A 22,949-nucleotide genomic window follows, 5' to 3' on the forward strand; every position below is an offset into this window, starting at 1 on the left:
TTAGTTATCACTGTGCCACTACTACCCTTATGTCTATACGTGTTCGTTATATCGTTGCGTTATTGCTAACCGCTACACTCGTCACTCTTTCTTTTATTGTTCTGTACGAATTAATCAGTGATCAGAAGAAAGATGCTGAAATTATCAATATCGCGGGTCAGCAACGCATGCTTTCACAGCGTATTGCGTTGCTCACCTCTACACCAAACATTTGCGAAGACAGTGAAGAGCAAAGGTATTTGGCGCAATCGTTAGCACGTTTCAAACAAAATCATCAACAGCTTGTGTCACTCGATAACCTTCCCGCCTCTATCTCTAATACTTACTTTAACGAAGGCCAGCTCGACAACAAAGTAAACCGATACATAAAAAGCGCCGATCAAATTTTAGATGCAGCACAGTGTCAGCCCACTACGCTTTTAGATATTCAAGCGCTGACATCGCTATTACAACAGCTTGATTATGTCGTCGCGCGGTTCGAGCAAGACGCCACTGCTAGAGTAGATGTGGTTCTTTCGATTGAAGTTTACTTATGGCTAGCCACACTCGCTCTATTATGTATCGAGGCAGCATTCATCTTTTCCCCTATGGAGCGCACCGTTAAACGGTCATTTGCCAAACTAACGAGCTTGAAAGAGCAAGCGGAAAGTTCGGCTGATGAGGCTCGTAGAGCAAGCAAAGCAAAATCAGAGTTTCTTTCAAGCATGAGTCACGAACTTCGCACACCAATGAACGGCCTGTTTGGCATGATCGAGTTGGCCATAGACAACCCTGACAAAAGCAACATTTACCTTAAAAAAGCCAAAACTGCTGGTAGGCAACTCCTTGTGTTAATCAACGATATTCTCGATATATCAAAAATTGAAGCAGGCAAAATCAAAATTGAACAGGCGCCAGTCGACCTATTACAAGTCTTGGACGATGTGGTGTCGTTACAGCGGGTTTACTGCCAAAGAAAAGGTCTTGAATTTCATTACTTAAAAGACCCTGACTTACCTCACGTCATTAAAGGCGATATCACTCGTATTTCGCAAATTCTGCACAACTTGTTAAGTAATGCAATTAAGTTTACTGAACAAGGTTCTGTCACGTTAAAGGTCACCTATACCAAACGCCCAAACGGCAATTATTTAAGCTTCGATGTTATTGATACCGGCATTGGTATCGAGTCATCTAAGCTTGATAATATCTTTAAGAAATTTGAGCAAGCCGACCAATCCACCACCCGTGAGTACGGGGGCACAGGGCTAGGGTTAAGTATTGCGAAGCAGTTGGCGAAACTCATGCTCGGCGACATCAATGTAACCTCATTTGTAGGCCAAGGAAGCACCTTCAGTTTTACTATGGCAGCGGAAGAATCTCAGCTGCCTGACATTAACGTTGAACCCAGTGCTAATTTGCGCTGTGCGATAGTTGATGACTTACAAACCAGCCGCGAATATTTTGAGCATGTCGTTACCTCCATGTCGATTGTGCCCCAAAGTTATGATAGTGCAAAAGCCTACCTATCAGACAGCCCACTGGCTTTCGACGTTATTATTCTTGATTTGTCTATGCCAGAGATGAGCGGGGTCGATTTGCTAGAACAGTTGAAGGCGATGAACCCAGATAAATTTCCTAAAATCATTCTTATCTCTGCTGAACTGGAACGACTAGAAGATGAAAATGATGTTTCTGAACTTATCTGGCGTACGCATGCTAAGCCTATTAATCGTCGAGAACTTGAGCATGATTTAGGAAGGTTAATTGAGACAAAACCCGTATCTCATAATGATGTTAAAGAAGGCAATAAGAAGAAACGCATACTGCTAGCTGAAGACAACGAAATCAATGCCGAAATCGTGAAGACTATATTGCAGTCAGAAGGCTATAAGTTCCTACATGTTAAGAACGGAAAAGATGCCGTAGACGTGGGCAAGCGACATCAATTCGACCTTATTTTGATGGACTGCAATATGCCCGTCATGGGAGGAATTGAGGCATCAACAATATTACGCAAGGCACTGGAGGTTGACACACCAATTGTTGCGCTCACTGCAAACGCCTTCGCAGAAGACAAAGAAGAGTGCTTGGCTGCCGGCATGACTGACTTTTTAGCCAAGCCTTTAGACAAAGACACGCTACTGGTTTGTATCAAGAAATATATCGGTTAGCTGCATGTACTAACACTCAACAAGGAGCTCTTTGGCAGGCCACTTCCACATTTTATACGGTATAGAGTTCTTGCTCTGCAATGTACCCTGGCGCGATGGCTAAATTGTCGGTATTCGCAAGGCTCTGCTGATTCCTAAGCCAAAGTTGATACTCTCCGGTACGTAAGCTTGCATGTTTTGTACAATCAACATTCCAACGTCTAAGCAGGTATCCCGCCATGGCAGCCCGTACTTCCAATGTAAGCACGCCTTCTTCCATGGCGTAATCAAGCTCTATTGCGGTGGCATATTTTATATTCTTAGGATGCGGCACAATTTCAAGTGAGATAAGTCGCCCCCACTCTTCATCACAATCTATGCATTCATGGGTTTCAGGTTCTGCTTTAACCGTTACCTTACTAATTCGAGTTAGCACAAAATCTCTAAAACTTTGTGATTTTCTGTCGAATGCGCGAACATGCCAGCGTTGACCGTTGTCAACAATACTGTGAGGCACTAACTCTCTTGCGCCACTGCCGCTTGAAAGCGACGTATAGATTACACTCATCGCCTTTTTGTTCACGATGGCTTGTACCACTTTCGCCACCACAAAAATATCAGGAACATTAAGTGAAGATGCACTTTCAACAGGGAAATGTATGTCACCGATCGCATCAAATCCATCTGATATGTCGTTGGCAAGCTTCACAAGGGTTCGCTTTGCATCGTGTTCAAAAACCGGAATAAAGCTTTCTGTTTGAAAGTAACGTTTTTCCCTTGGATCGTAGACCAAGTTATCAGGGGCGAGCTTTTTGTATAGTGTAAAGTCACGAGAACCAGCCGATAGTCCCACTTCAAAGCGATTTATTAAGTCTTGGCGATGAATAGCCCCTTTAAACAAAAGGCAGAAGTCGATATACGCCAGTCGTTGGCGTTGAGAAAAAGAAATGGTTTCTAACATGGTGCGCACTTATTGTATTTTTATTCAGTGTGGTTTATTTAAAGCCGTATGTAAATAGCAATAGAAATAAAAAAGCCCAGCACGTGGCTGGGCTTAAACTTTTAGCCATTTAGGTTTATGACTTCACACGTTTGCGAGCGAAAAACATACCACCTAAAGCCAGAAGCGAAAGCGCGAAGGTACCTGGTGCAGGTACTTGAGCGATTTCAAAGCTTGTGCCTTGAGGAGTATCGATAAATAAATTAGACCCTATGTTATTTGACAATTCAGCTTCAGAGAATGAAAGGTCGACCATTCCGCTTTCTAGTGCAACTAAAACGAAAGAGAAAATATCTACCTCAGTTTTGCCCTCTTGAAAAAATTTAACAGGCGCAATAGTAGCACTGCTTAATGACGCTGAATTAGCAGAACTATCGTTGAGAGGCTCAAACGGTGGAATCCCAATAGCACCTAGGTCCGTTACTGTAGTTGGGTCAAAACTCACAAACAACGAATCAAACAAAACTGCTATATCATACCCGAAGAAGTATGTCTGAACCCCATTTAATGACAACTCTGAAGCTCTCACTGTTGCTGTAATTGTCTCGCCAACGTTATAAATATCCTTATCTGTTGTAATCGAGATGTAAGCTGCATTTGCATTAAAAGTGGCGGCAGCCATTAATAGTAAAAAGAATTTTTTCATTGTTATTTTCCTAAAATTAAATTGCACAGTTAGCGCGTGTACACATCGCCATTAATGCCTGAATATCGAAGAAGCTTATTTGGCCGTCGCCGTTGAAATCGTAGTTTTCACCCGTTGCTTGCCCTTGTAAAAACAGTTGATAGAAGGCCATGATATCGTTGTAATCCACATCGTTATCACCATCAAAATCTCCAACTGTTACTTCTTCTGGGAAGTTAAGCACTACCACTACTGGGTCGTGATCTGACGAGCGATACGCATCAGCGCCGTAGTAACTAGAAAGCTGGTTTTCAGTCTTATATTCAACGTTATAGTCGAACACACGAGGTTCATCGGCATTAATGTGCCATACCGTTGCATCTACCACATATTCAGTTAATGAAGGGCTTGATAAGGCATGATCGAGATAACCTACTTCGCCGCCGAAGCTATACGAATAAGCGCTGTCGCCATCGAAGAAGTTAACCAAGTTACTGTAGCCAGCCTCTTCAAGCGCAAGGATAGGTTCCTCTTTCGCATAGGCATTCAAATCACCCATTACGATAACGCGGTCAGACAATACATCACTATTTTGCTCAACAAGAGAAATTAGGCCTTGTGCTGCTTGGGTACGCAGTTCGTTCCAACAGCCTTGACCGTCACCTAAATCAGCATTATTGCCTGTAGCACTGCCACAGCTCCCTTTTGACTTAAAGTGGTTTATCGCTAAGGTAAAGTCTTCGCCGTTACTGTTTACGTTAAAGCTTTGTAGTAAAGGTTGACGGTTACCATAGTCAAATGGGGCTTCAGATGAAGTCACAGGGTTGCCCTGTAACGAAACTACAGCAGGCTTATAGATAATACCTACCGCTATTTCATCGCCGCCTAGCTGTGATTCTAATGCAACATAGCTGTATGCATCTCTACCCAGTTCAGCGTTAACGCTGTCAACTAATGTCGCAATTGCAGAGTCACTGCTATAACCATCGTTTTCAATTTCAACAAGGCCAAGTACATCGGCATTCATCGCTACAATAGCTGCAATAGTTTTCGCTTTCTGACGTTCAAATTCAGCAATTGAATCTGCGCCGCGAGAGGTTGGGAATTCTGGACCGTTGAAGTAGTTAAGCACATTAAAGCTAGCCACTTTTACATCACCGATAGCATTTAGCTGTGGTGCAGCAGTTCGTGGGTTAGTGCCTAGAGTTTGAATATCACCAACAGGGATGAGGTTGTAAGCACCAAAGGCGTAATGTAAAACACCTTCCAAAGCTTCGATACTGTTGCCCAAACGCAGTGGATTGTTGTGGGATAAACCACCTACAGGGAAAGGAATATCATCCAAATTCTGTGATGTTTCTCCGTCGTCAACCAATAAGGTATTTCGTGCATTAATTTCGGCTAGTGCCAACGCTTCTTGTGAACCCGCTACAAACTGATTAGTAGGAATGAATAAGCGTTCTGAAGACACGTTGAATTGACCATAACGTCCAAGATTGTAGATATCAGAAACTTTAAGCGTTTGCTCAAAACTAACATGCATGCCCTCTAGTGCTTCTAAATCAGTTTCAAGGCTAAATGGCATAGCAACAGGTGTGTAAAGCACATTACTACCTACACCCGTAATCTCGAGTTCTGCAGACAGAGTTAATTGAGTTACACCAAAGCGCTCGCCTACTGTACCTTGCAAACGCACCGCATCCCCTGCTTCCGGCAGGTTGAATGAACCTGCGTAAACGAACACACCTTCAGAAGTTGCCTGATTATCGTCTGAATCACTTGCTTCTTCCTGAACAAAGAAACCGCTCATGGCTGGTACAACTTTTGTTACTACAGCCTCCACAATGACGTCAGCGCCAACCATTGCTGACTCATCGTCTTCCCCTTGGATAGCGCTAATTAGTACTACTTCACCAACGGGGTCTGTAGGATCTGTTGGGTCAGTAGGATCCGTCGGGTCGGTTGGGTCTGTTGGCTCACTTACTGAACCGTTGTGCGAACCAAAATTGTTAAGCGTATCTTTTGGTAGGCTATCCCATTCATCAGTGGTAAACGCTGGATTGCGGTTAGGGTTGCCTGCCGTTACTGAACTCTTGCGTACCAAAGTAACGTCTTTACCCCAGTTAGTTTTAACGCCGTACGTACCTAGAGCATCAACAACCTGACCGTTAGCGACGAGCTCTATGTAGTCATCGCCATTGAAATTAATCACGAAGTTGCTAATCGTTGAGCCGGCAGTTAACAGTGCATCTGCACTTCCGTGAGCGAATGTTGCTACGCCACCTGCTGGGATTGTGCCTTCAAGTGCTAACACTTTACGGTCAGCATCTGCGGTCTCACCATTGGAGAGTAAAACTAACTCATAACCCGCTAGACTTACCGGTTGTGTCGAGCTATTGAAAAGCTCTATACCTTTATTGAAACCGCCACCTTCGATGTATTCTGAAATGTAAATACTGCTGGTAGAAGGTGTTGTGTCACCGCCGGTATCACCACCTGTGTCGCCGCCGGTATCACCACCCGTGTCACCGCCAGTATCACCACCTGTACCATCACAACTCTCGTTGAAGATAAGTGAAGCAAGTTCAGGTTTGTCAATAAACGGATTTCGGTTTCCTTGGAATTCATAAACGCGCTCGTTACGACGACGTTCGAAATCATCCACTGGATCACTTTCATGCCATTGAAGCAATACGCAAAGCTTACCAAACGCGGCTTCGCTAGTAGAGGTAAGGCGATTTACTAACACTAAGTCGTCTTCGGTATCACCAGCTGTATTGCCATCGTAACGCACGTCCATGTATAGCATTGAGCGTGCTACATCACCTTTTACTGCGTCACGAGGCTCAAAAGAGTCACCATCAACTCGGTTTAACGGAGCTTCAGAAAGCGTGCTATCACTAAAATCAAAATCTAAGTTGCCGCGTGAGCTATTTACAGAAATATCGGTAGGACGCAGGTGCAGAATATCGCTGTATGCCGTTAGGCTTGAGCTAGGAAAACCATGGCTCTTAGCCCAAACATGTTCGCGATTCCAATTGTCTGGGTTGGTGCTTTGACTACCGCTACCGTTGGTAAACTTGCCTTGTGATATGCCTTTGTAGAACAAGATAACGTTATCGGTGTTAGCAGGATCTTCATCAGTGTAAGTGAGTGCTGTCCACACTTCTGAGTAAGAAAGCGTACGATGACCATTTTCAATGATGTTATGCGCCGTGTCTTTTAACGTTTGCGCACTTTCACCGTTTGCAATAGCTGTGTCGAGAGCTGCGTAATAGTCAGATGCAACAAAGTCACTGGCTAGGTTAACTGCTTCCAAATCAGGGCAGTTAAAACAAGTACCACTTAAGAAAAGAAGTTCATTTGAAGGTTCACCGCCGTCATCAGGGTTACCGCCAGTATCCCCACCATCGGTAGTTCCATTTCCACTTACTGAAATACTCTCTAAATTAAGGTATTCAGCGGCAGCATTATTGGCCATGGCTACCTTTAATATTAACGTGCTTCCGCTACCTATCGTTTCGTTCAGTGTTGCTGAGCCAAAGTCTTCCTGAACCGTATTCGTTGCCCCTTCTGAAAGCGTAATAAGCTCGAACGCGCCACCATCTACTGAGTAAAATACATCGATGTAGTCTGTCGACTCAAAATTTCCACTTTGAGAAAGCACGGCATTTATGGTGATATCACCGGCACCAGATATATCGATAGACTCGCTCAACCAGACTACTTCACCGTCAGTATCACGTGCTTGCATTGCGCCGCTTTCAACACGGAACCAATCTGAAGAGGCACTAAGGTCACTCGCTGACACGTCTATTGACCAACGATCAACACCTTCAAGATCAACAATTGCTCCCGCTGGGTCTGAGCCAGTTGCGCCCTTACCTTGCAGTTCATTTGCTTCGAAGTCCTCTTGCCATACTGTATCTGCAGAGGCATTAATTGAAACAACGCCTAATGACAATGCACCCGCCAACAATGCATTAACTACTTTAGCTGACTTCCTCAGCTTATACTTTTGTGTGTTACCCTCATGAATCATTTTGCTTTCCGCTTTTGTGTATAAGGAAGGTATAAATTCTTATACATACGTATACGCAGCAAGCACTTAATAAAAATAATAATATAAACGTAACACACGTTAAGAATCAGAAGCTTAGGCGTTTAAAATAAACTTACTTATCGGTTAACTCTGCTGAACTTTGGTACAGGGAAAGTTGATTTGTCACAATGCGTAAATGTTTCAGCTTTGAAATATTTCAGTGACTCGCCGTGGTGCATATTACAGTTTTATGCACAAAAAAAGAGCGCCTTGTGGGCGCTCTTCAAATCATAACTTTATGACAAAAAGCGCTGAGTAAACGCCTTTTCGTTGTTGTCTATAACTGCTCGTTTAAGAAGGCGTTAAAGTCTGCCTGAAATGCAGATTTCAGCCGCATACACTGTTGAGACTCGTCCTGCATAATTTCGACACCGCGTGCCATTCCTTGATAGGTCTCGCTAATTGGCGCGTAGAACGCATTGGCCATTTCTAAGTTTTCAGCCGAACAGGTTGTTGAAACAAATTCCGGCATTCTGCTTACATGGTAATCAGGCATTTTTGCTAGTAGCGCGTCTTTATTCTTACTAAGCCACTCGTACAATAGCGTATGATCGTCTAAGTTACGTGCCACTCTCACCACCATATACATGGTATTTGCAGGCGTAATATCATCGGTAAGCGCTAAATCTAACATTTTAAAGACGGTCGCTTTGTCTTCAAAGTACATCGAATACACCAGCGTGCTTTTCACATTTGGCAACTGTGCTTTTTTAAAAGCCTCTACAATTATATTAAACCATGTGCCCTGCTCGCCTTGTTCACTATTTCGCGTAGCAATTTCAATTGCTGTACCGGCAATACCGGAAGGAACACTGCTAGTATCTGCAAGGTACCGTTTCGCTATTTTAACGCTTTGTTCAACAAGTTGATCATTGTTCGAATGAGTACCCAGCAAGCTGTATAGCTGGTTACGCAGGCGGATGACATCTGCGTTATCCTGCTCACTTTGAGACAAGGTTAGCTTGTTTAACAAAGGCATATAATTTTGATTTAGAAGTTTTGCATATGCGGCTTTATTGTTTTCATTTACTAAATAACTAAACTCAGCTAACACCCCAACAGCCGCACGAATGACCGCAGGGTCATCATCTTTTGCCAAGCTATTAAGAACCTTCATCACGCTGTCTACACCTACTTGATCTGCGTTTAACAGCGCCTGGTAGTTGTATAGCACATTTTTCTTTTCACGCTTATTTAGCGCGTCAATGTTATTTAGCAGTGCGTTTAGCTGAGCTGGTTCAATTGACCAACGGAAGTAACCTGTTGCATTGTCATTAGGGTACACCCAGTCTGCTTCAGCAAGCTGAGGTAAAACTGTGGTTTCTTTGTCAATAAAAACCACTTCGTTTAGTATTTTTCCGTTTGATTGATAAGTCAGCTTTAAAGGAACTGCCCATGTCTTATCTTCCACGGTCGCGCCAGCAAGGTGAAAACGGGACTGGGTTAATTTGCCATCTTTTGAGATATGAATAAGTGGGTAGCCCGGCTGTTCCAAGTAGGCTTTCATCATGGCGCTTAAGTTGAAATCGGACACTTCATCGAGGGCGCGCCACAAATCATCTGCTACGGTATTACCCCAAGCATGGGTATTCATGTAGTTTTGAACGCCTTCACGAAACTTTTCTGTACCAATTAGCGATTCAATCATTTGTAAAATTGACTCACCTTTTGAGTAGTTCAAGCCCAACCCATCCATCACATCTGGCTGACTTTTCACTACCTTTTTAACAGGTTTCACCGTGGGACTAGCATCTGCACCAAATGCTCCCTCTTGTACTATGCGATCGGCGTAGTTCAACTCTGGATACAAGGTTTTCATGGTATGGCTTGCAGCCCAAGACGCAAACGCTTCGTTCAGCCATAGGTCATCCCACCACGCCATTGTTACCAAGTTGCCAAACCATTGGTGAGCAAGTTCATGCGCAATAACATTTAGCGGTCGTGAACGCTCTGTGACGCTTGGGTTATCTTCTAGCAGTAACAAACTATCGCGATAGGTAATTAAACCTACGTTTTCCATTGCACCGTGGGTAAAGTTGGGTACGGCAACGAAATCCATTTTTTTATAGGGGTACTTGATACCAAAAAAATCTTCTAGCGAGGCTAGGATTTCTGGGATGTGTTTGATAACAAATTTGGTTTTATCGGCATACCCTTTTGGAACGTATATTTTTCCTGGCACCGACAGCCCAGAAATTTCAGCACTATCAAAGGGCCCTACGGTATAGGCAATAAGATAAGTCGGCATGGGCTTAGTTTTTTCAAACACTACGGTTTTTATGCCGTTTTCCACTGTCACCTTTTCAACAGGTGTATTACCCACTATTTCCTGATGTTCAGGAGAACTGATGGTCATTTGATAAGGAATTTTGAAGTTTGGCTCATCAAAACTTGGAAACGCTTTTCGCGCATGCATATCTTCAAACTGGGTAAATATATAGTTGGTCTCTTCAAAACGTGACAGATACATGCCATCTGAAGACGTGTTCACTTTCCCTTCAAACGTAATCTCTAACGTATACTTCCCAGGCGCAATCTCATTTTGCGATTCGCCCCAATTGATGTCGTATTCTCCAATCGTAACATTTAGAGGAAAGCTGCTGCTTCCAGACACTAAACGCGCAGAGGTTACGGTCAAATCTTGCTGATAAAAGCCCACTTTCTTAGTTGGGGTTTTAACCGTTACATCAATATTCGTTTTTCCAGAATATGTAGGGTTATCAGGGTCTATATTTAAGTGAATGCGTTGAAAAGTGGGAGCGATTGTTGACGGTAAGCGGTATTCAACATCAGCAAGTGTCTTTTTCGCGGGTGATACGACTGCAGATGCAGTTTGCGCTTCTTGCGCCACTACTGCCGTTGTCGATAGCGATGTGAATGCAAAAACACTCGCAACCACACCAGCTAGTGTAGATAGTTGTTTCATTATGGTTTATCCATGTTATGGGAAAATCCCTATATTCATCCATGGGTAAGAATAAATATCAAAAAGGGCCTTAGCAATCTAAAGCCCTTTTGGCATTGGTTCAAATTGTTACTATTCATGTCAACCGCAAGAATTGTGCATTTCAGCGTACATTGACTCTGGCGATTTATCTTGTTTCTGCTTCGCTGCCTGCTGACAGCTAAGTCGATTGAATAAGCCAGTAACTCTAGAAATGGTATCGTCGCAACTGCATTTGCATTTGCTTAACTTGCTGAACTAAGGCTTCACAGTTATCTACCACTTCTTTTGCATAGGTAGTATTGGCATTGCCCACCTGTTGAATACTGCTTACCCCTTTATTAACATCGTTAGCAACCTCTGTTTGTCCTTCAGCCATTGTGGCAGCGTCTCGGTTTAACGTTGTGATGCGTGCAACAGCGTCAAGCGCCTGCTTTAACGAATCGCCAGCATGTTTTGTGGTGTCCACGGTTTTATAGGCGGTTTCTTTATTTTGCTGCATTTTTTCAGAAGCCACGCGGCTACCTTGCTGAAGGCGTTCAATCATATTGCGAATTTCTTCCGTGGAAGACTGCGTTCTGCTTGCTAGCGAGCGGACTTCGTCAGCGACAACGGCAAAGCCACGTCCCTGCTCACCAGCGCGAGCCGCTTCAATAGCTGCATTGAGCGCAAGTAGATTCGTTTGCTCTGCGATATTCCTGATAACTTCCATTACACCGCTAATTTCTTCACTTGCCTGAGCCAACTCAGTGATAACCTGTACTGACGCGTCCACATCGCTTGCCTGAGACTGGATGTCTTTAATGGTTTGCGCCAGAACGCTTACGCTGTTTCGCGTATCTTGATCGGCAGCGTGTGCCGCTTCACTTGAACTGCGAATGGTTGACGACACCGTTTGTGCATTCTGCTGCATTAACGAAATGGCGTTATTAATTGACTCCGTTTCTCGGCTAAGTTGTGAAACGGTATCTTTGGATTGCAACGCTGTTGCATTTAACCTTTCTGACTTTGCTAGCATGTGGTCGGTGGCTTCGTCCACACTCTGCAACGTGTCTTGTAACTGGCTAAGAAGCCCATTAAACGCTCTTGCCATGGTGCCAAACTCGTCGCTTCTTGATGCCTGAAAACGGAACGTTAAATCTCCCTCACCAGAAGACAAGTTGTTTACTACCCCAATGAATTCTTCAAGTGGCTTGCCAACAATATACTTAACGAGCAACCAAATGGTGATCAAAATTCCCACGCTCGCCAATACGATTTTAAGTACAACAACCAACACTGAGCTTCGAACCATTGCCGATTTTTCTGACGTCGACGCCACTAATATAATATCGTAACCCCAAGGCGAAAACGGTACCACTTCTACAACCCAGTCATCATTAGGTTGAAGGACGTCGGCCACCTGCCGATCATTCACATGTGCGGAATGCATGCGAATGTTACCTTTTGCATCACGAAGGGCAACAAAGCCTTCTTTTAGCACGTGACTTTGCTTAATGGCTTGCTCTAACACGTTAAGGTCGGCTGAGTATCCCACATACCAGATGCCCACAACGTCACCACTGCTGTTAAACATTGGCTCGTAACCTGTTAAATAAGGGCTACCCAAAATATCAACCGCACCGTAATACGCTTCCTGCTGATTAATCTTTTTGATCGCCTTGCCATCAGGGGCCAACTTAGTGCCAATCGCCCTCTCGCCATTTTTAATGACATTGGTACTCACGCGAATATAGTCGTCTCCTGTTTTACTAAAAAGCGTGGCTGTGCCTCCCATTACGCTTGTCAGGTTATCGACCAAATCGAATGTGTTGGCTTGCTCCGCATTGCCCAACCTTAGCTGCCGAGCCTGCGTACTTTTAACGGTAACAATATCGGTTTGATTAGGTTCACCGATTGCCTCACCTCGTTGTTTAAGCAACGCCATACTGCTTTTGACGCGTTCAAGCATGATAGAGTCAGTCACAGTAAGAATATTCACTAAACGATCGGCGGTGTTCTTCTTTTGCTCTTGAACAAGGGTTGAAACATTTGAGGAAGTGGTGATAACCGTTGCCACGGCAACAATTAAAGCGAACAAAGCGATAACAGCAGAAATAGAAAATAGAAACTTTCTTTGAATGGACATTTATCATCTCGATATGTAGACGTTTAATACAAAGCCATTCCGTTGAGCTTTCTAACCTCGGCCTTAAATTTTTTTACCAAACAGCACAACGGCTTGAGGCAGCAATCCCTTTATATTAATTTAGGCAAAAATTACGTAAGAGCAAATTATCCAAACGTTTATATTTTAAAAAAGTTGTCCAATTAACAACCGATTATCAGTCTGTGCTACTTCATGGTCACCTTTGTGCCAACAATTTTCAGTGCCGGTGCACCTCGAATTAAGGCATTCCTTGCAAACTGTCCGTGACAAGAAGGACATATTCCTTCTTCATGAGTAAAGTCCTCAACTATTCTCTCTTTAAAGCATTTAACCAACGCGCCTTTGCCGCCTTTTCGATATTTAAATAGCTGGAATTTGCACTTGGAGCAATAAATTTGCACGGTTCTGACCGGCCCTTTTGCATTAGGTTTTGCCATAATTTCTCTTTGTATGTTTTAGGATCCTTCAAATTTCACCTTTTGTCGAAATGCGACAAATTGTAAATCTCGGTTATACTTTCGTGAGGGCGCGTCGCCCTTGGGTACAAACCACTAGCATGCTTGCCTCGATGTTAGCGAGTTAAGAACGAAGGTAATATCAATGAAGATAGTTGCAGCCCTGTGCTTTTTAATGTCTGCGCCGATTTATGCCGGTACAGCCGTGATAATAAATGCCAACAACAATTCTGGGATCGATATCGATACCGTCAAGAAAATATATTTGGGAAAAGTAAAAGCATTTCCCGATGGAAGTCGCGCAATTCCCCTTACCTTCGAACAAGGTAATAATATCAGAGACGCTTTTAATAATAATGTGCTTGGAAAATCTGAATCACAATACTCTGCATTCTGGTCGAAGCTTGTGTTTACTGGCAGAGGCACACCACCTGAAATGATAGCAACTGAGGATGAGATGTTAAATCTTGTCGCGACCAACCCCAATACCATAGGTTTTGTGGATGAAGGTAAAATTGATGGCACGGTAAAAGTTGTTGGTACATTTTAGGGCCTGCTGTTGTTTAATATTCAGCAAAGACCAACAAGCCCTGGTTATTTAAACTAGGAACAATTGGCGACGCCTTGTCTAAATGCGTCGCCCTTTTTAGGCGTCTAGCTTCAATCCGGAAGTGTCGAAAGATAGTTAATGTTTGCAAAAGCCATTATGACATCTTTGGCGAAGTCGACCCTAGGATGACGAAGCGCTCCCTTTTTCCACACTAAATAAACATCATTTTCTGGGCCTGGCTTGCCCAGCGCGACCAATTCGCCTTTTGCAATACCTTCTTTACATAAGTAGTCAGGCAAAACGGAATAACCAATTCCCGCTTTGATAATACTACTTATTGCTCTTATATCGGGGCAAACAGCCGCGACAGGCGACTCACACGCGGCATTAAATACCTCCGAAAAGTATCGCCGAACAAGCGGTAACTGTTCATCATACGTCACTACTTTATGTTGGTTGAGTAGCGCTGCCGATATTTCTCTTTCTCCCAGCAACTTTCCCTGCACACGATTCATCACTAAGATTAAGCGCTCTTTATCTAACTTCTGATATTCATACACCGCGTCAGTGGGCTCAGAGGCCGTAATGGCAAGCTCCGCTACATCGTTCTCCAACAAATGATAAATATTACTTTTGTTGCCGGTATGGATCACTAAATTCACTTTATCGGCCTGAAGCAAGTTAGCGAGTGCCGGACCTGCCACCAGACTGAGGTACTCCGCAGGGCCTGCTAGGTGTAACGTGCCGTGATCGGTGGAAGCACGACTGCGAATAGAAGCCACTTTCTGCTCTAACGTATCAATGTGACTGGCGACCTGCAGCGCCAAGTCATCAGCGATAGCCGTTGGCTCAACGCCTCTCGCTTTTCTTATGAACAATTCTTTACCGACAATATTCTCCATGGCTTGTATGTGAGAAGTGACCGCTGGCTGAGACATATGAAGGCGAGCTGCAGCACGTGTAATGTTGCCGCTTCGATAAACTTCTACAAAGGTTTTTAACTGTGTTAAGTAAGACATAATCCCTACCCATCAGATTTTTGATGACTCGTCACAATTTATCTGACTTCTCGATGTAAGCCAACCTCTCTAAGATACACGCACTTTCAAATGCGACAGGAGCTGCACATGAAATCAGCATCATCAATTTTATCGCTCGCCATTATTGCGGGTTTATCACAGTCGGCCTATGCGGCAGACGTTAAAGCTGCGAATGCCAGTAAAGGCGAAATACTTGTACTACTTTCAAGTGAAAATGTAATGCAACTTGCAGATGGCAAAACAGAGCCTACAGGCTATTACCTTAACGAGTTTGGTGTGCCGGCAAAAGCATTGGTAGACGCAGGCTACAAACTGGTATTGGCCACGCCAAAAGGCAATGCGCCATCTGTAGATAAAAAGTCAGTAATACCGCAATACTTTGATGGCGGCGAATCGCAAATGCGAGACATTCAAACGTTTGTAGCGTCAATAGAAGGCATTGATGACACGCTGTCATTGAGCGAAGTGATTGGACAAGGGCTAGAAGAGTTTGAAGGCGTATTCATTCCAGGCGGTCATGCACCGCTTATCGACCTGGCAAACAATCCTCAAGTGGGTGAAATTTTGTCTCACTTTCACAGTGAAGGAAAACCTACTGCCGCTATCTGCCATGGCCCAATCGCCTTACTTTCTGGGCAATCTAACCCGCAGGCATTTGAACTGGCATTGAAATCCGGTGAGCAAGCCTCATCTGAGAGTTGGATTTATGATGGCTACAAAATGACAATCTTCTCCACACCGGAAGAGGCCTATTTTGAAAGCACGTTAAACGACGCAACGTTATTGTACTACCCAGCAGACGCCATGGCGCAAGCGGGTGGCAAGATGGAATTCAAGGAAATGTGGGCGCCCAATGTAGTAGTAGACCGTGAGCTTATTACAGGCCAAAACCCGTTTTCTGATGAACTGTTAGCTGAAAAGCTTTTACAACAGTTAAATTCACAATCTAATTAAGGACAGGCAACACTATGCTTAATTTTACGTTTAAGAATCAAACCGAAATTTTGTTCGGCAAAGGGCAACTAAGTGAAGTGTCTTCACGTTTGCCGAAACAAGCAAAAGTCCTCTTCCTCTACGGTGGCGGCTCAATTAAGAAAAATGGTATTTACGATAAAGTAACGACTGCACTAGCAGGTGCTGAAGTCATTGAATTTCAGGGTGTTGAACCAAACCCAGAATTTGAAACACTGATGAAAGCTGTGAATGTCGCACGTGAAAATGACGTGAACTTCATTCTTGCGGTTGGCGGTGGAAGTGTTATTGATGGCGCGAAATTCGTAGCTGCTGCCGTTAACTTTGCAGGCGATCCGTGGGACATACTTGTTAAAGGTGCTGCATTTGAAAATCCATTACCTATTGGCGCAGTACTTACTTTACCTGCGACAGGGTCTGAGAGTAACGGTAACTCGGTAGTAAACAGAAAAGAAACCTCGCAAAAACGCGCGTTTTCTTCTGAAACAGTTCAGCCTGTTTTTGCCGTACTCGATCCTGAGTTCACCTATTCACTACCACCACGTCAAGTATCGAACGGCGTGGTTGATGCTTTTGTTCACGTGATTGAGCAATACCTTACCTACCCTGTAAACGCACCGCTTCAAGACCGCTTTGCAGAAGGAATCTTACAAACCTTAGTTCAAGAAGGTCCTAAAGCGTTAGCGACGCCTGAGGATTACGATGTGCGTGCAAACGTAATGTGGTCAGCAACAATGGCGCTTAACGGATTAATCGGCAAAGGTGTACCGCAAGACTGGGGCACACATATGATAGGTCACGAACTTACGGCGTTACACGGTTTAGATCACGCCGTGACCCTAGCAATTGTTCTACCGTCGTTAATGTTCGTGCAGCGTGACAAAAAGCAGGAAAAAATTCTGCAGCTAGGTGAGCGTGTGTTTGGCATTCAGGAAGATGACAAAGAAAAGGCCATCGACTTAACCATAAAAGCGGTTCAGGACTTTTTTGAAACTATGCAGGTTAAAACCCGCCTGTCAGACCACAACATTGAAAAGTCTGCCATTGATGGGCTAATCGAGAACCTTGAACGCAACGGCTTAACAGCGCTTGGCGAGCATGGTGACATCGACCTTGCTAAAGCCCGTGAAATTCTAACTCTTGCGGCATAACCCCTAGATTTTAAAGCACTCAGCCTTCGCTGAGTGCTTTTGTGTTTATTTAAAAAGAGAGAAATATGACTGCATTATTTGAACAATTTTCGTTAAAAGACGTGACGCTTCGCAATCGTATTGCTGTGCCTCCTATGTGCCAATACTCTGCAGAAGATGGGTTTACAAACCAGTGGCATGAAGCAAACTACCAGTCATTTGCCCGAGGCGGTGCTGGATTGGTTATCGTTGAGGCAACCGCCGTCTCGCCAGAAGGACGCATCACGCCAAATTGCTTAGGTATTTGGAAAGATGAACACGTTAGTGGCTTAAAAAATGTTGCTGATCGTATAAAAAGCCAAGGCGCTGTTGCTGGAATTCAAATTGCACATGCCGGGCGCAAAGCGAGTGCTAACCGCCCTTGGGAAGGTGATGACCACATTCAGCCAAGTGAAGAAAAAGGGTGGCAGCCTATTGGACCTTCGGCAGAAGCCTTTGGGGCACACTTACCTGTTACGCCTACAGAAATGACCAAAGCCGATATTGAGCGCGTTAAGAGTGACTTTGTGAAAGGTGCCCAGCGCGCGCTTGAAGCTGGATTCGAGTGGCTTGAACTGCATTTTGCCCACGGTTATTTGGCTCAAAGCTTTTTCTCGAAGCACGCCAATAAGCGTACCGACGAATACGGTGGTGATGCGCAAGGCCGTGGTCGATTCTTACTTGAAACACTGAGCGCAGTGCGTGCGGTTTGGCCTGAAAACCTACCGCTTACCGTACGCTTTGGCGTTATCGAATACGATGGTGATGACGAACAGACGTTGAGCGAGTCTATCGAACTTGTAAAACAGTTCAAAGAAATTGGTACTGATTTCGTTAGCGTTAGCGTTGGCTTTAACACACCTGATGCGAATATTCCTTGGGGCCCGGCTTTCCTTGCTCCAATTGCTAAAAAGGTACGTGATGAAGCCGGGATCCCGGTTGCTACAGCTTGGGGAGTAGACACACCAGAGCTCGCCAACGATACCATTGAAAACCAACAACTTGACGTTGTTATGGTAGGTAGAATGCATCTTACTAACCCACATTGGTCTTACTTTGCAGCGAAAAAGCTAGGCGTTGAAAAACCATCTTGGGTAATGCCTGCACCATATGCACACTGGTTGGAGCGTTACGCACCATCAGACGAAAGGTAATTATTGACTTTACAGGCAGCAGTGTTTTCGAGCACTGCTGTGTTTTTCCTCGTTTTTTGCCAATAACGTATAACGTCGCGTCTCTGCACTTGCTTTTTTCCAAGTTAGGTTTAAGGTTGCTATAAACCTCCTTCAAGATTTGGAAGAATGCAGGTTAAAGATTTTTTTTCCTCATCAGCAAAGCTTGCTGATCTAACGTCACTCCGAAGGCGCCGTGTCATTCAAATAAGCGCGGTAACAGGCTTCGGGCTTTTCGCTTCGTCTCTGGTCGCGAGAGGCATAACTTTTGATATCTTTTTACTGGGCTTGTTCTCATTAATCGTCACTGGCTCGCTCGCATACAAGTATTACGTTACCACCAGCAGTTACCTACTTTTAGGCGCTATGTCGTCAATGCTGTTTGCCCTATCCGCAACAGGTGCAGGCGTATTTGATATCGCCATGATTGGCTATCCTGGCGTCATCATATTTGCGGCTTTATTAGGTGGAATTGCCCTATTTGGCACCGTATTATCTTTAGTGCTTCTTCAGTGCATTACGCTTACGTGGTTGATTATGCACGATGTAGTAACACCAAACCCGCCTATTTTGAGCTGGTCTCACGTGCTCTTCATCATGGTTATTTACGTTATTACGGGCTTCAGCGTTTTTATTTTGATACAGGATATTCGTCGGCTTATGCAGTCACTGCAGCAAGAGGTGTCTAAAGTTGAGCAAAATAGAGCACATATCCAGCACTTAGCACATCACGATCCGCTCACAAACTTGCCAAATAGGATTTTGGGCGAGCGACTTTTCAACGAAAAGCTACGAGAGAGTGAAGAAAAAGGGCTTCAGCTCGCGCTGCTGTTCATAGACTTAGACAACTTTAAACCCGTGAATGACGCTCTTGGTCATGCTGCGGGCGATCGGTTTCTTCAAAAAATATCTCAAACCATCACCGACCACCTATCCACAAAGCAAAGTTTAATACGCTTCGGTGGCGATGAGTTTATTGTGTTGGCGCCAGAAATATCAGACAAATCTGAAATCGATGATTTATGTAAGAACTTAATTACGTGGTGTTCGAACGAATTCGAAGTGCTGCAAACCAAAGTGGTAGTATCGGGTTCAATTGGTGTAGCACAAGCGCCTTATGACGGAATTAAATTTAAACAGCTGTGCCGAAAAGCTGATATTGCCATGTACGAAGCGAAACGCAACGGTAGAAATAGATACGAATACTATGACGTTCGCTTTGACGAAGAAAACGATGAAAAATTCACACTTATTCAGCGTTTGCGCCCGGCTGTACAGGCCAATGAATTCGAGGTGTACTACCAACCGTTGATAGACCTTGCCTCTGACGAGGTTCAAGCAGTAGAGGCGCTTTTGAGATGGCCTCAGAAAGACGGATCAATGATATTCCCCGACAAGTTCATACCTTTAGCGGAAAGCAGTGGCCTGATCATCCCTCTTGGTGCGTGGGTGTTAAACCAGGCTTGTGAATTTTGCGCTAAACAGCATGAAAACGGTCATACTAATCTTACGGTTGCCGTAAACTTATCCTTCGCACAATTCAAAGATGGTACGCTCCCTGCGGTCGTTGAGCAGGCCTTGCAAAATTCACAATTAGCACCGCAATTTTTAGAGCTGGAGCTAACTGAAACCATCCTCGCGGATGAAAATGGCACCACTGGCGAACAACTCGAAGCCATTAAATCGTTAGGCGTGCACTTTGCTATTGATGATTTTGGTACCGGTTACTCTAATTTAAATTATCTACAGACATTTAGCGCTCGCAAACTCAAAATAGACCGCATTTTTATCAACACCTTGGGCATTGGGGAAAACGACGCACCTTTAGTTGCAGCAATTATCAGCATTGCCGACAGCCTTGGCATGAAAGCGGTAGCTGAAGGTATTGAAAGTAAACCCGCGTTAGAAAAGCTAATAAAAATGGGATGTGACTTGGGGCAAGGCTATTATTGGAGCAAGCCACTCCCCGCGCCCGAGATAGAACGATTTTTAAGTAATCATCTAACAAAGTAACCACTTACACTAAAAATTCGGAAATGTTCCGTTGTGAAGGCGCTGTTTTAGAAGCTCATGATATTTCAAACGGACATTTTCATGCCGATGGCTTAACGCAGCATTGGGTTACTGAAAAAATAACAATCTGCCTAAATCGAAAAACGCTAAAATCCGTGATACGTCACAAACTCTTCATTGTCGGCGCGAGTTGATCGAACCTCGTTTGCAGCGAACTCTGGGTCTGGATAGCCCAAGGCTATGCAAATCATAATGGCCTCATCATCAGGGATGTTAGCGTGCTTGTGTACCACATCGGACTGCATAATGCCCTGACCATTGATAACACAACCAAGCCCTAAGTCCCATGCAGCTAGCACGATGCCATACGCCAGCGACCCTAAACCAAACTGCGTGATCCCTGCTGGCTCTAAAGCCTTGTCATAGGTAAGCACCAAAGAAACGGGCGCATCAAACTGCCTAAAGCCGCGCATCATCCAATCCATACGCTTTTCCTTGTCTTCTCGGGTTATTCCCATTACGTCGAACAGCTGTATGGCTACATCAATTTGACGCTGACGGTGAATCCCCTCGTAGTCCTCTTTGTAGGGAAAGTCTCGAACGTGCGGTTTACCTTCAAGTGTATTTTTGGTGTTGCCTTCACGAATTTTATCAAGCACGTCGCCTGTTACTGCATGAATTTTCCAGGTTTGCGTGTTATAGGACGATGGCGCCCACTTCGCTGCGTTGATAATCGCGTCTACTGTTTCCTTAGTAACAGGCTGTTTAGTGAACCCTCTAACACTCTTTCTTGATGCTGCAAACTCGGCAAAATTCATACACTTCCTTAAACGCGGTAATTGAACTTGTTAAGTTAGAGTAAACACGACGAGTTTGCTCTTCAATAGGTGGCAAACCTAATTCAGATTGTTTGTTTTTATAGATATATATAGAAGTTTGTAAACCCTTTCATTTAGCAGTGCGTAGCAAAAGCATGTCATGAGTCAGGCACACATGATGTTTATGGAAGTTTGGCTTTCAAAAAAAGCATACGAAAGGAGTTTTATAATGGCTAAGAAACCGCAATTAACCACGTCGGCAGGCGCCCCCGTAGTAAGTAACGAAACCACTAAAACAGCAGGAGAGCGCGGCCCCGCCCTCTTACAAGATTATCAACTCATTGAAAAGTTAGCGCATCAAAACCGCGAACGAATTCCAGAACGTGTCGTTCACGCGAAAGGCTGGGGTGCACAGGGCACATTTACGGTCACGCACGACATTACCGATTACACATGCGCTGACCTATTCTCGGAAGTGGGTAAACAAACTGAAGTATTAAGCCGGTGGTCTACGGTAGCGGGAGAATCAGGCGCAGCTGATACCGAGCGTGACGTACGAGGCTTTAGCTTGAAGTTTTACACACAACAAGGCAACTGGGATATGGTAGGTAATAATACTCCTATCTTCTTCATTCGTGATGGATACAAGTTCCCTGACTTTATTCGTACGCAAAAGCGTCATCCGAAAACTAACCTGCGCTCACCAGAAGCCATGTTCGACTTTTGGGCTGCACAGCCAGAAAGCGTGCATCAAGTTACCATTTTAATGTCGGACCGTGGTATTCCGGTGTCACCTATGCACATGAACGGCTATGGCAGCCACACTTTCAGCATGTGGAATAAAGAAGGCAAGCGTCATTGGGTGAAGTTCCATTTCAAAACTCAACAAGGCATTAAAAACTACACCAATGAAACGTCTGAAAAAATCATTGGAAGCACTCGGGAAAAATATCAAGAAGAGCTATATAACGCCATTGAAGAAGGCAATTTCCCAAAATGGACAATGTACATTCAGGCCATGCCAGAAGAGGAAGCAGGACAGCAAAGCTATAACCCGTTCGACCTAACCAAGGTGTGGCCGCACGATGACTATCCGCTTATTGAAGTTGGCGAACTGGAAATGAACAGAAATCCAGAAAACTACTTTCAAATGATAGAAAACGCAGCATTCAGTCCGTCAAATGTTGTCCCTGGTATTGGCTTTAGCCCTGACAAAATGCTTCAGGCTCGCATATTTTCTTATGCTGATGCCCATCGCTATCGTTTGGGCACACACTATGAAGCACTCCCCGCAAACGCGCCGAAAAATAGCAAGGTAAACCACTATCACAAAGACGGCGCGATGCGCTTCTTTACCAATGATTTTGGTAACCCTGACGCCTACTATGAGCCCAATCAATACGAAGGTCCGGTGGCTGACTTTTCAGTGAAAGAGCCTCCGCTTCGCATTGATGGAGACGCTGATAGATATCATCAAGATGAAGCAGATGTGGATTACGTGCAGCCGCGAAAACTGTATGAGATGTTTTCTGATGATCAAAAAGAACGGCTATACAAAAACTACGCTGCCGCTATGGGCCCGTGCTCAGATAGCGTAAAAGAGCGTTGGTACGCCGTGCTAGAAAAGGTACACCCAGATTACGCCGCAGGCGTAAGAAATGCGGTAGAAAGCTTAGATACCGACGTAAATACGGTACCGATTACTGAAAATACCCCTATCGAAGATAGCTAAACGCTATTGTTGTAAGGTATCGCGGCCCAGCAGTTTTCTCTTACTGGAATCTGCTGGGCTCCACAATTTAACAAAC

General features: G+C 44.4%; 15 protein-coding genes. 7 read left to right on the forward strand and 8 right to left on the reverse strand.

The genetic code is table 11. The features are described 5' to 3' along the window. Positions 1-29: 29 nt before the first annotated feature. Complete coding sequence (locus AWH61_RS14620) at positions 30-2,153, forward strand: response regulator (protein WP_014976843.1); 2,124 nt, start codon at positions 30-32, stop codon at positions 2,151-2,153. Between the two features lie 52 nt (positions 2,154-2,205). On the opposite strand, the gene AWH61_RS14625 is transcribed toward AWH61_RS14620, so the two are convergent. The 6 genes from AWH61_RS14625 to AWH61_RS14650 form a co-directional block, all read right to left on the reverse strand. After that, positions 2,206-3,093 (reverse strand): WYL domain-containing protein, encoded by an 888-nt coding sequence (locus tag AWH61_RS14625; RefSeq protein ID WP_075177455.1) that lies wholly within the window; start codon positions 3,091-3,093, stop codon positions 2,206-2,208. Positions 3,094-3,208: 115 nt separating this feature from the next. Further along, a complete protein-coding gene (locus AWH61_RS14630; RefSeq protein ID WP_075177456.1) occupies positions 3,209-3,778 on the reverse strand; it encodes a PEP-CTERM sorting domain-containing protein in 570 nt (189 codons plus the stop codon). A 16-nt stretch (positions 3,779-3,794) separates the two neighbouring features. Beyond that, the gene (locus tag AWH61_RS14635; RefSeq protein WP_075177457.1) at positions 3,795-7,799 is read right to left on the reverse strand and encodes an ExeM/NucH family extracellular endonuclease; all 4,005 of its coding nucleotides are present in this window, start codon (positions 7,797-7,799) and stop codon (positions 3,795-3,797) included. Between the two features lie 337 nt (positions 7,800-8,136). Further along, complete coding sequence (locus AWH61_RS14640; RefSeq protein ID WP_083605964.1) at positions 8,137-10,785, reverse strand: M1 family metallopeptidase; 2,649 nt, start codon at positions 10,783-10,785, stop codon at positions 8,137-8,139. 226 nt (positions 10,786-11,011) lie between these two features. Then, positions 11,012-12,931 carry a methyl-accepting chemotaxis protein gene (locus tag AWH61_RS14645; RefSeq protein WP_075177458.1) on the reverse strand — a complete coding sequence of 640 codons (1,920 nt, stop codon included), beginning with the start codon at positions 12,929-12,931 and terminating at the stop codon, positions 11,012-11,014. Between the two features lie 206 nt (positions 12,932-13,137). Beyond that, positions 13,138-13,389 carry a hypothetical protein gene (locus AWH61_RS14650; protein WP_014949892.1) on the reverse strand — a complete coding sequence of 84 codons (252 nt, stop codon included), beginning with the start codon at positions 13,387-13,389 and terminating at the stop codon, positions 13,138-13,140. Positions 13,390-13,552: 163 nt separating this feature from the next. Between AWH61_RS14650 and AWH61_RS14655 the strand changes: the two genes are divergently transcribed. Beyond that, the gene (locus AWH61_RS14655; protein WP_075177459.1) at positions 13,553-13,957 is read left to right on the forward strand and encodes a type 2 periplasmic-binding domain-containing protein; all 405 of its coding nucleotides are present in this window, start codon (positions 13,553-13,555) and stop codon (positions 13,955-13,957) included. A gap of 110 nt (positions 13,958-14,067) precedes the next feature. On the opposite strand, the gene AWH61_RS14660 is transcribed toward AWH61_RS14655, so the two are convergent. Further along, positions 14,068-14,976 carry a LysR family transcriptional regulator gene (locus tag AWH61_RS14660; protein WP_075177460.1) on the reverse strand — a complete coding sequence of 303 codons (909 nt, stop codon included), beginning with the start codon at positions 14,974-14,976 and terminating at the stop codon, positions 14,068-14,070. Positions 14,977-15,084: 108 nt separating this feature from the next. Here AWH61_RS14660 and AWH61_RS14665 point away from each other — a divergent pair, with 108 nt between their 5' ends. From AWH61_RS14665 to AWH61_RS14680, 4 genes are all read left to right on the forward strand, one after another. After that, on the forward strand, positions 15,085-15,951 hold the full coding sequence (locus AWH61_RS14665) for a type 1 glutamine amidotransferase domain-containing protein (RefSeq protein WP_039225307.1): 867 nt from the start codon (positions 15,085-15,087) through the stop codon (positions 15,949-15,951). 14 nt (positions 15,952-15,965) lie between these two features. Then, positions 15,966-17,120 (forward strand): iron-containing alcohol dehydrogenase, encoded by a 1,155-nt coding sequence (locus AWH61_RS14670; protein WP_014949896.1) that lies wholly within the window; start codon positions 15,966-15,968, stop codon positions 17,118-17,120. Positions 17,121-17,185: 65 nt separating this feature from the next. Then, entirely contained in the window at positions 17,186-18,292 is a 1,107-nt protein-coding gene (locus AWH61_RS14675; RefSeq protein ID WP_014949897.1) for an NADH:flavin oxidoreductase/NADH oxidase, read from the forward strand. 147 nt (positions 18,293-18,439) lie between these two features. After that, positions 18,440-20,323 carry a putative bifunctional diguanylate cyclase/phosphodiesterase gene (locus AWH61_RS14680; protein ID WP_075177461.1) on the forward strand — a complete coding sequence of 628 codons (1,884 nt, stop codon included), beginning with the start codon at positions 18,440-18,442 and terminating at the stop codon, positions 20,321-20,323. A 146-nt stretch (positions 20,324-20,469) separates the two neighbouring features. Here AWH61_RS14680 and AWH61_RS14685 read toward each other — a convergent pair whose 3' ends face one another. Continuing rightward, positions 20,470-21,141, reverse strand: coding sequence for a nitroreductase (locus AWH61_RS14685; protein ID WP_039225304.1), 672 nt, complete (start codon positions 21,139-21,141; stop codon positions 20,470-20,472). Positions 21,142-21,370: 229 nt separating this feature from the next. Here AWH61_RS14685 and AWH61_RS14690 point away from each other — a divergent pair, with 229 nt between their 5' ends. Continuing rightward, on the forward strand, positions 21,371-22,873 hold the full coding sequence (locus AWH61_RS14690) for a catalase (protein WP_039225577.1): 1,503 nt from the start codon (positions 21,371-21,373) through the stop codon (positions 22,871-22,873). Positions 22,874-22,949: the final 76 nt, after the last annotated feature.

This window comes from Alteromonas sp. W12, from assembly GCF_001924945.1.
In the GTDB taxonomy this organism is placed as follows: domain Bacteria; phylum Pseudomonadota; class Gammaproteobacteria; order Enterobacterales; family Alteromonadaceae; genus Alteromonas; species Alteromonas macleodii.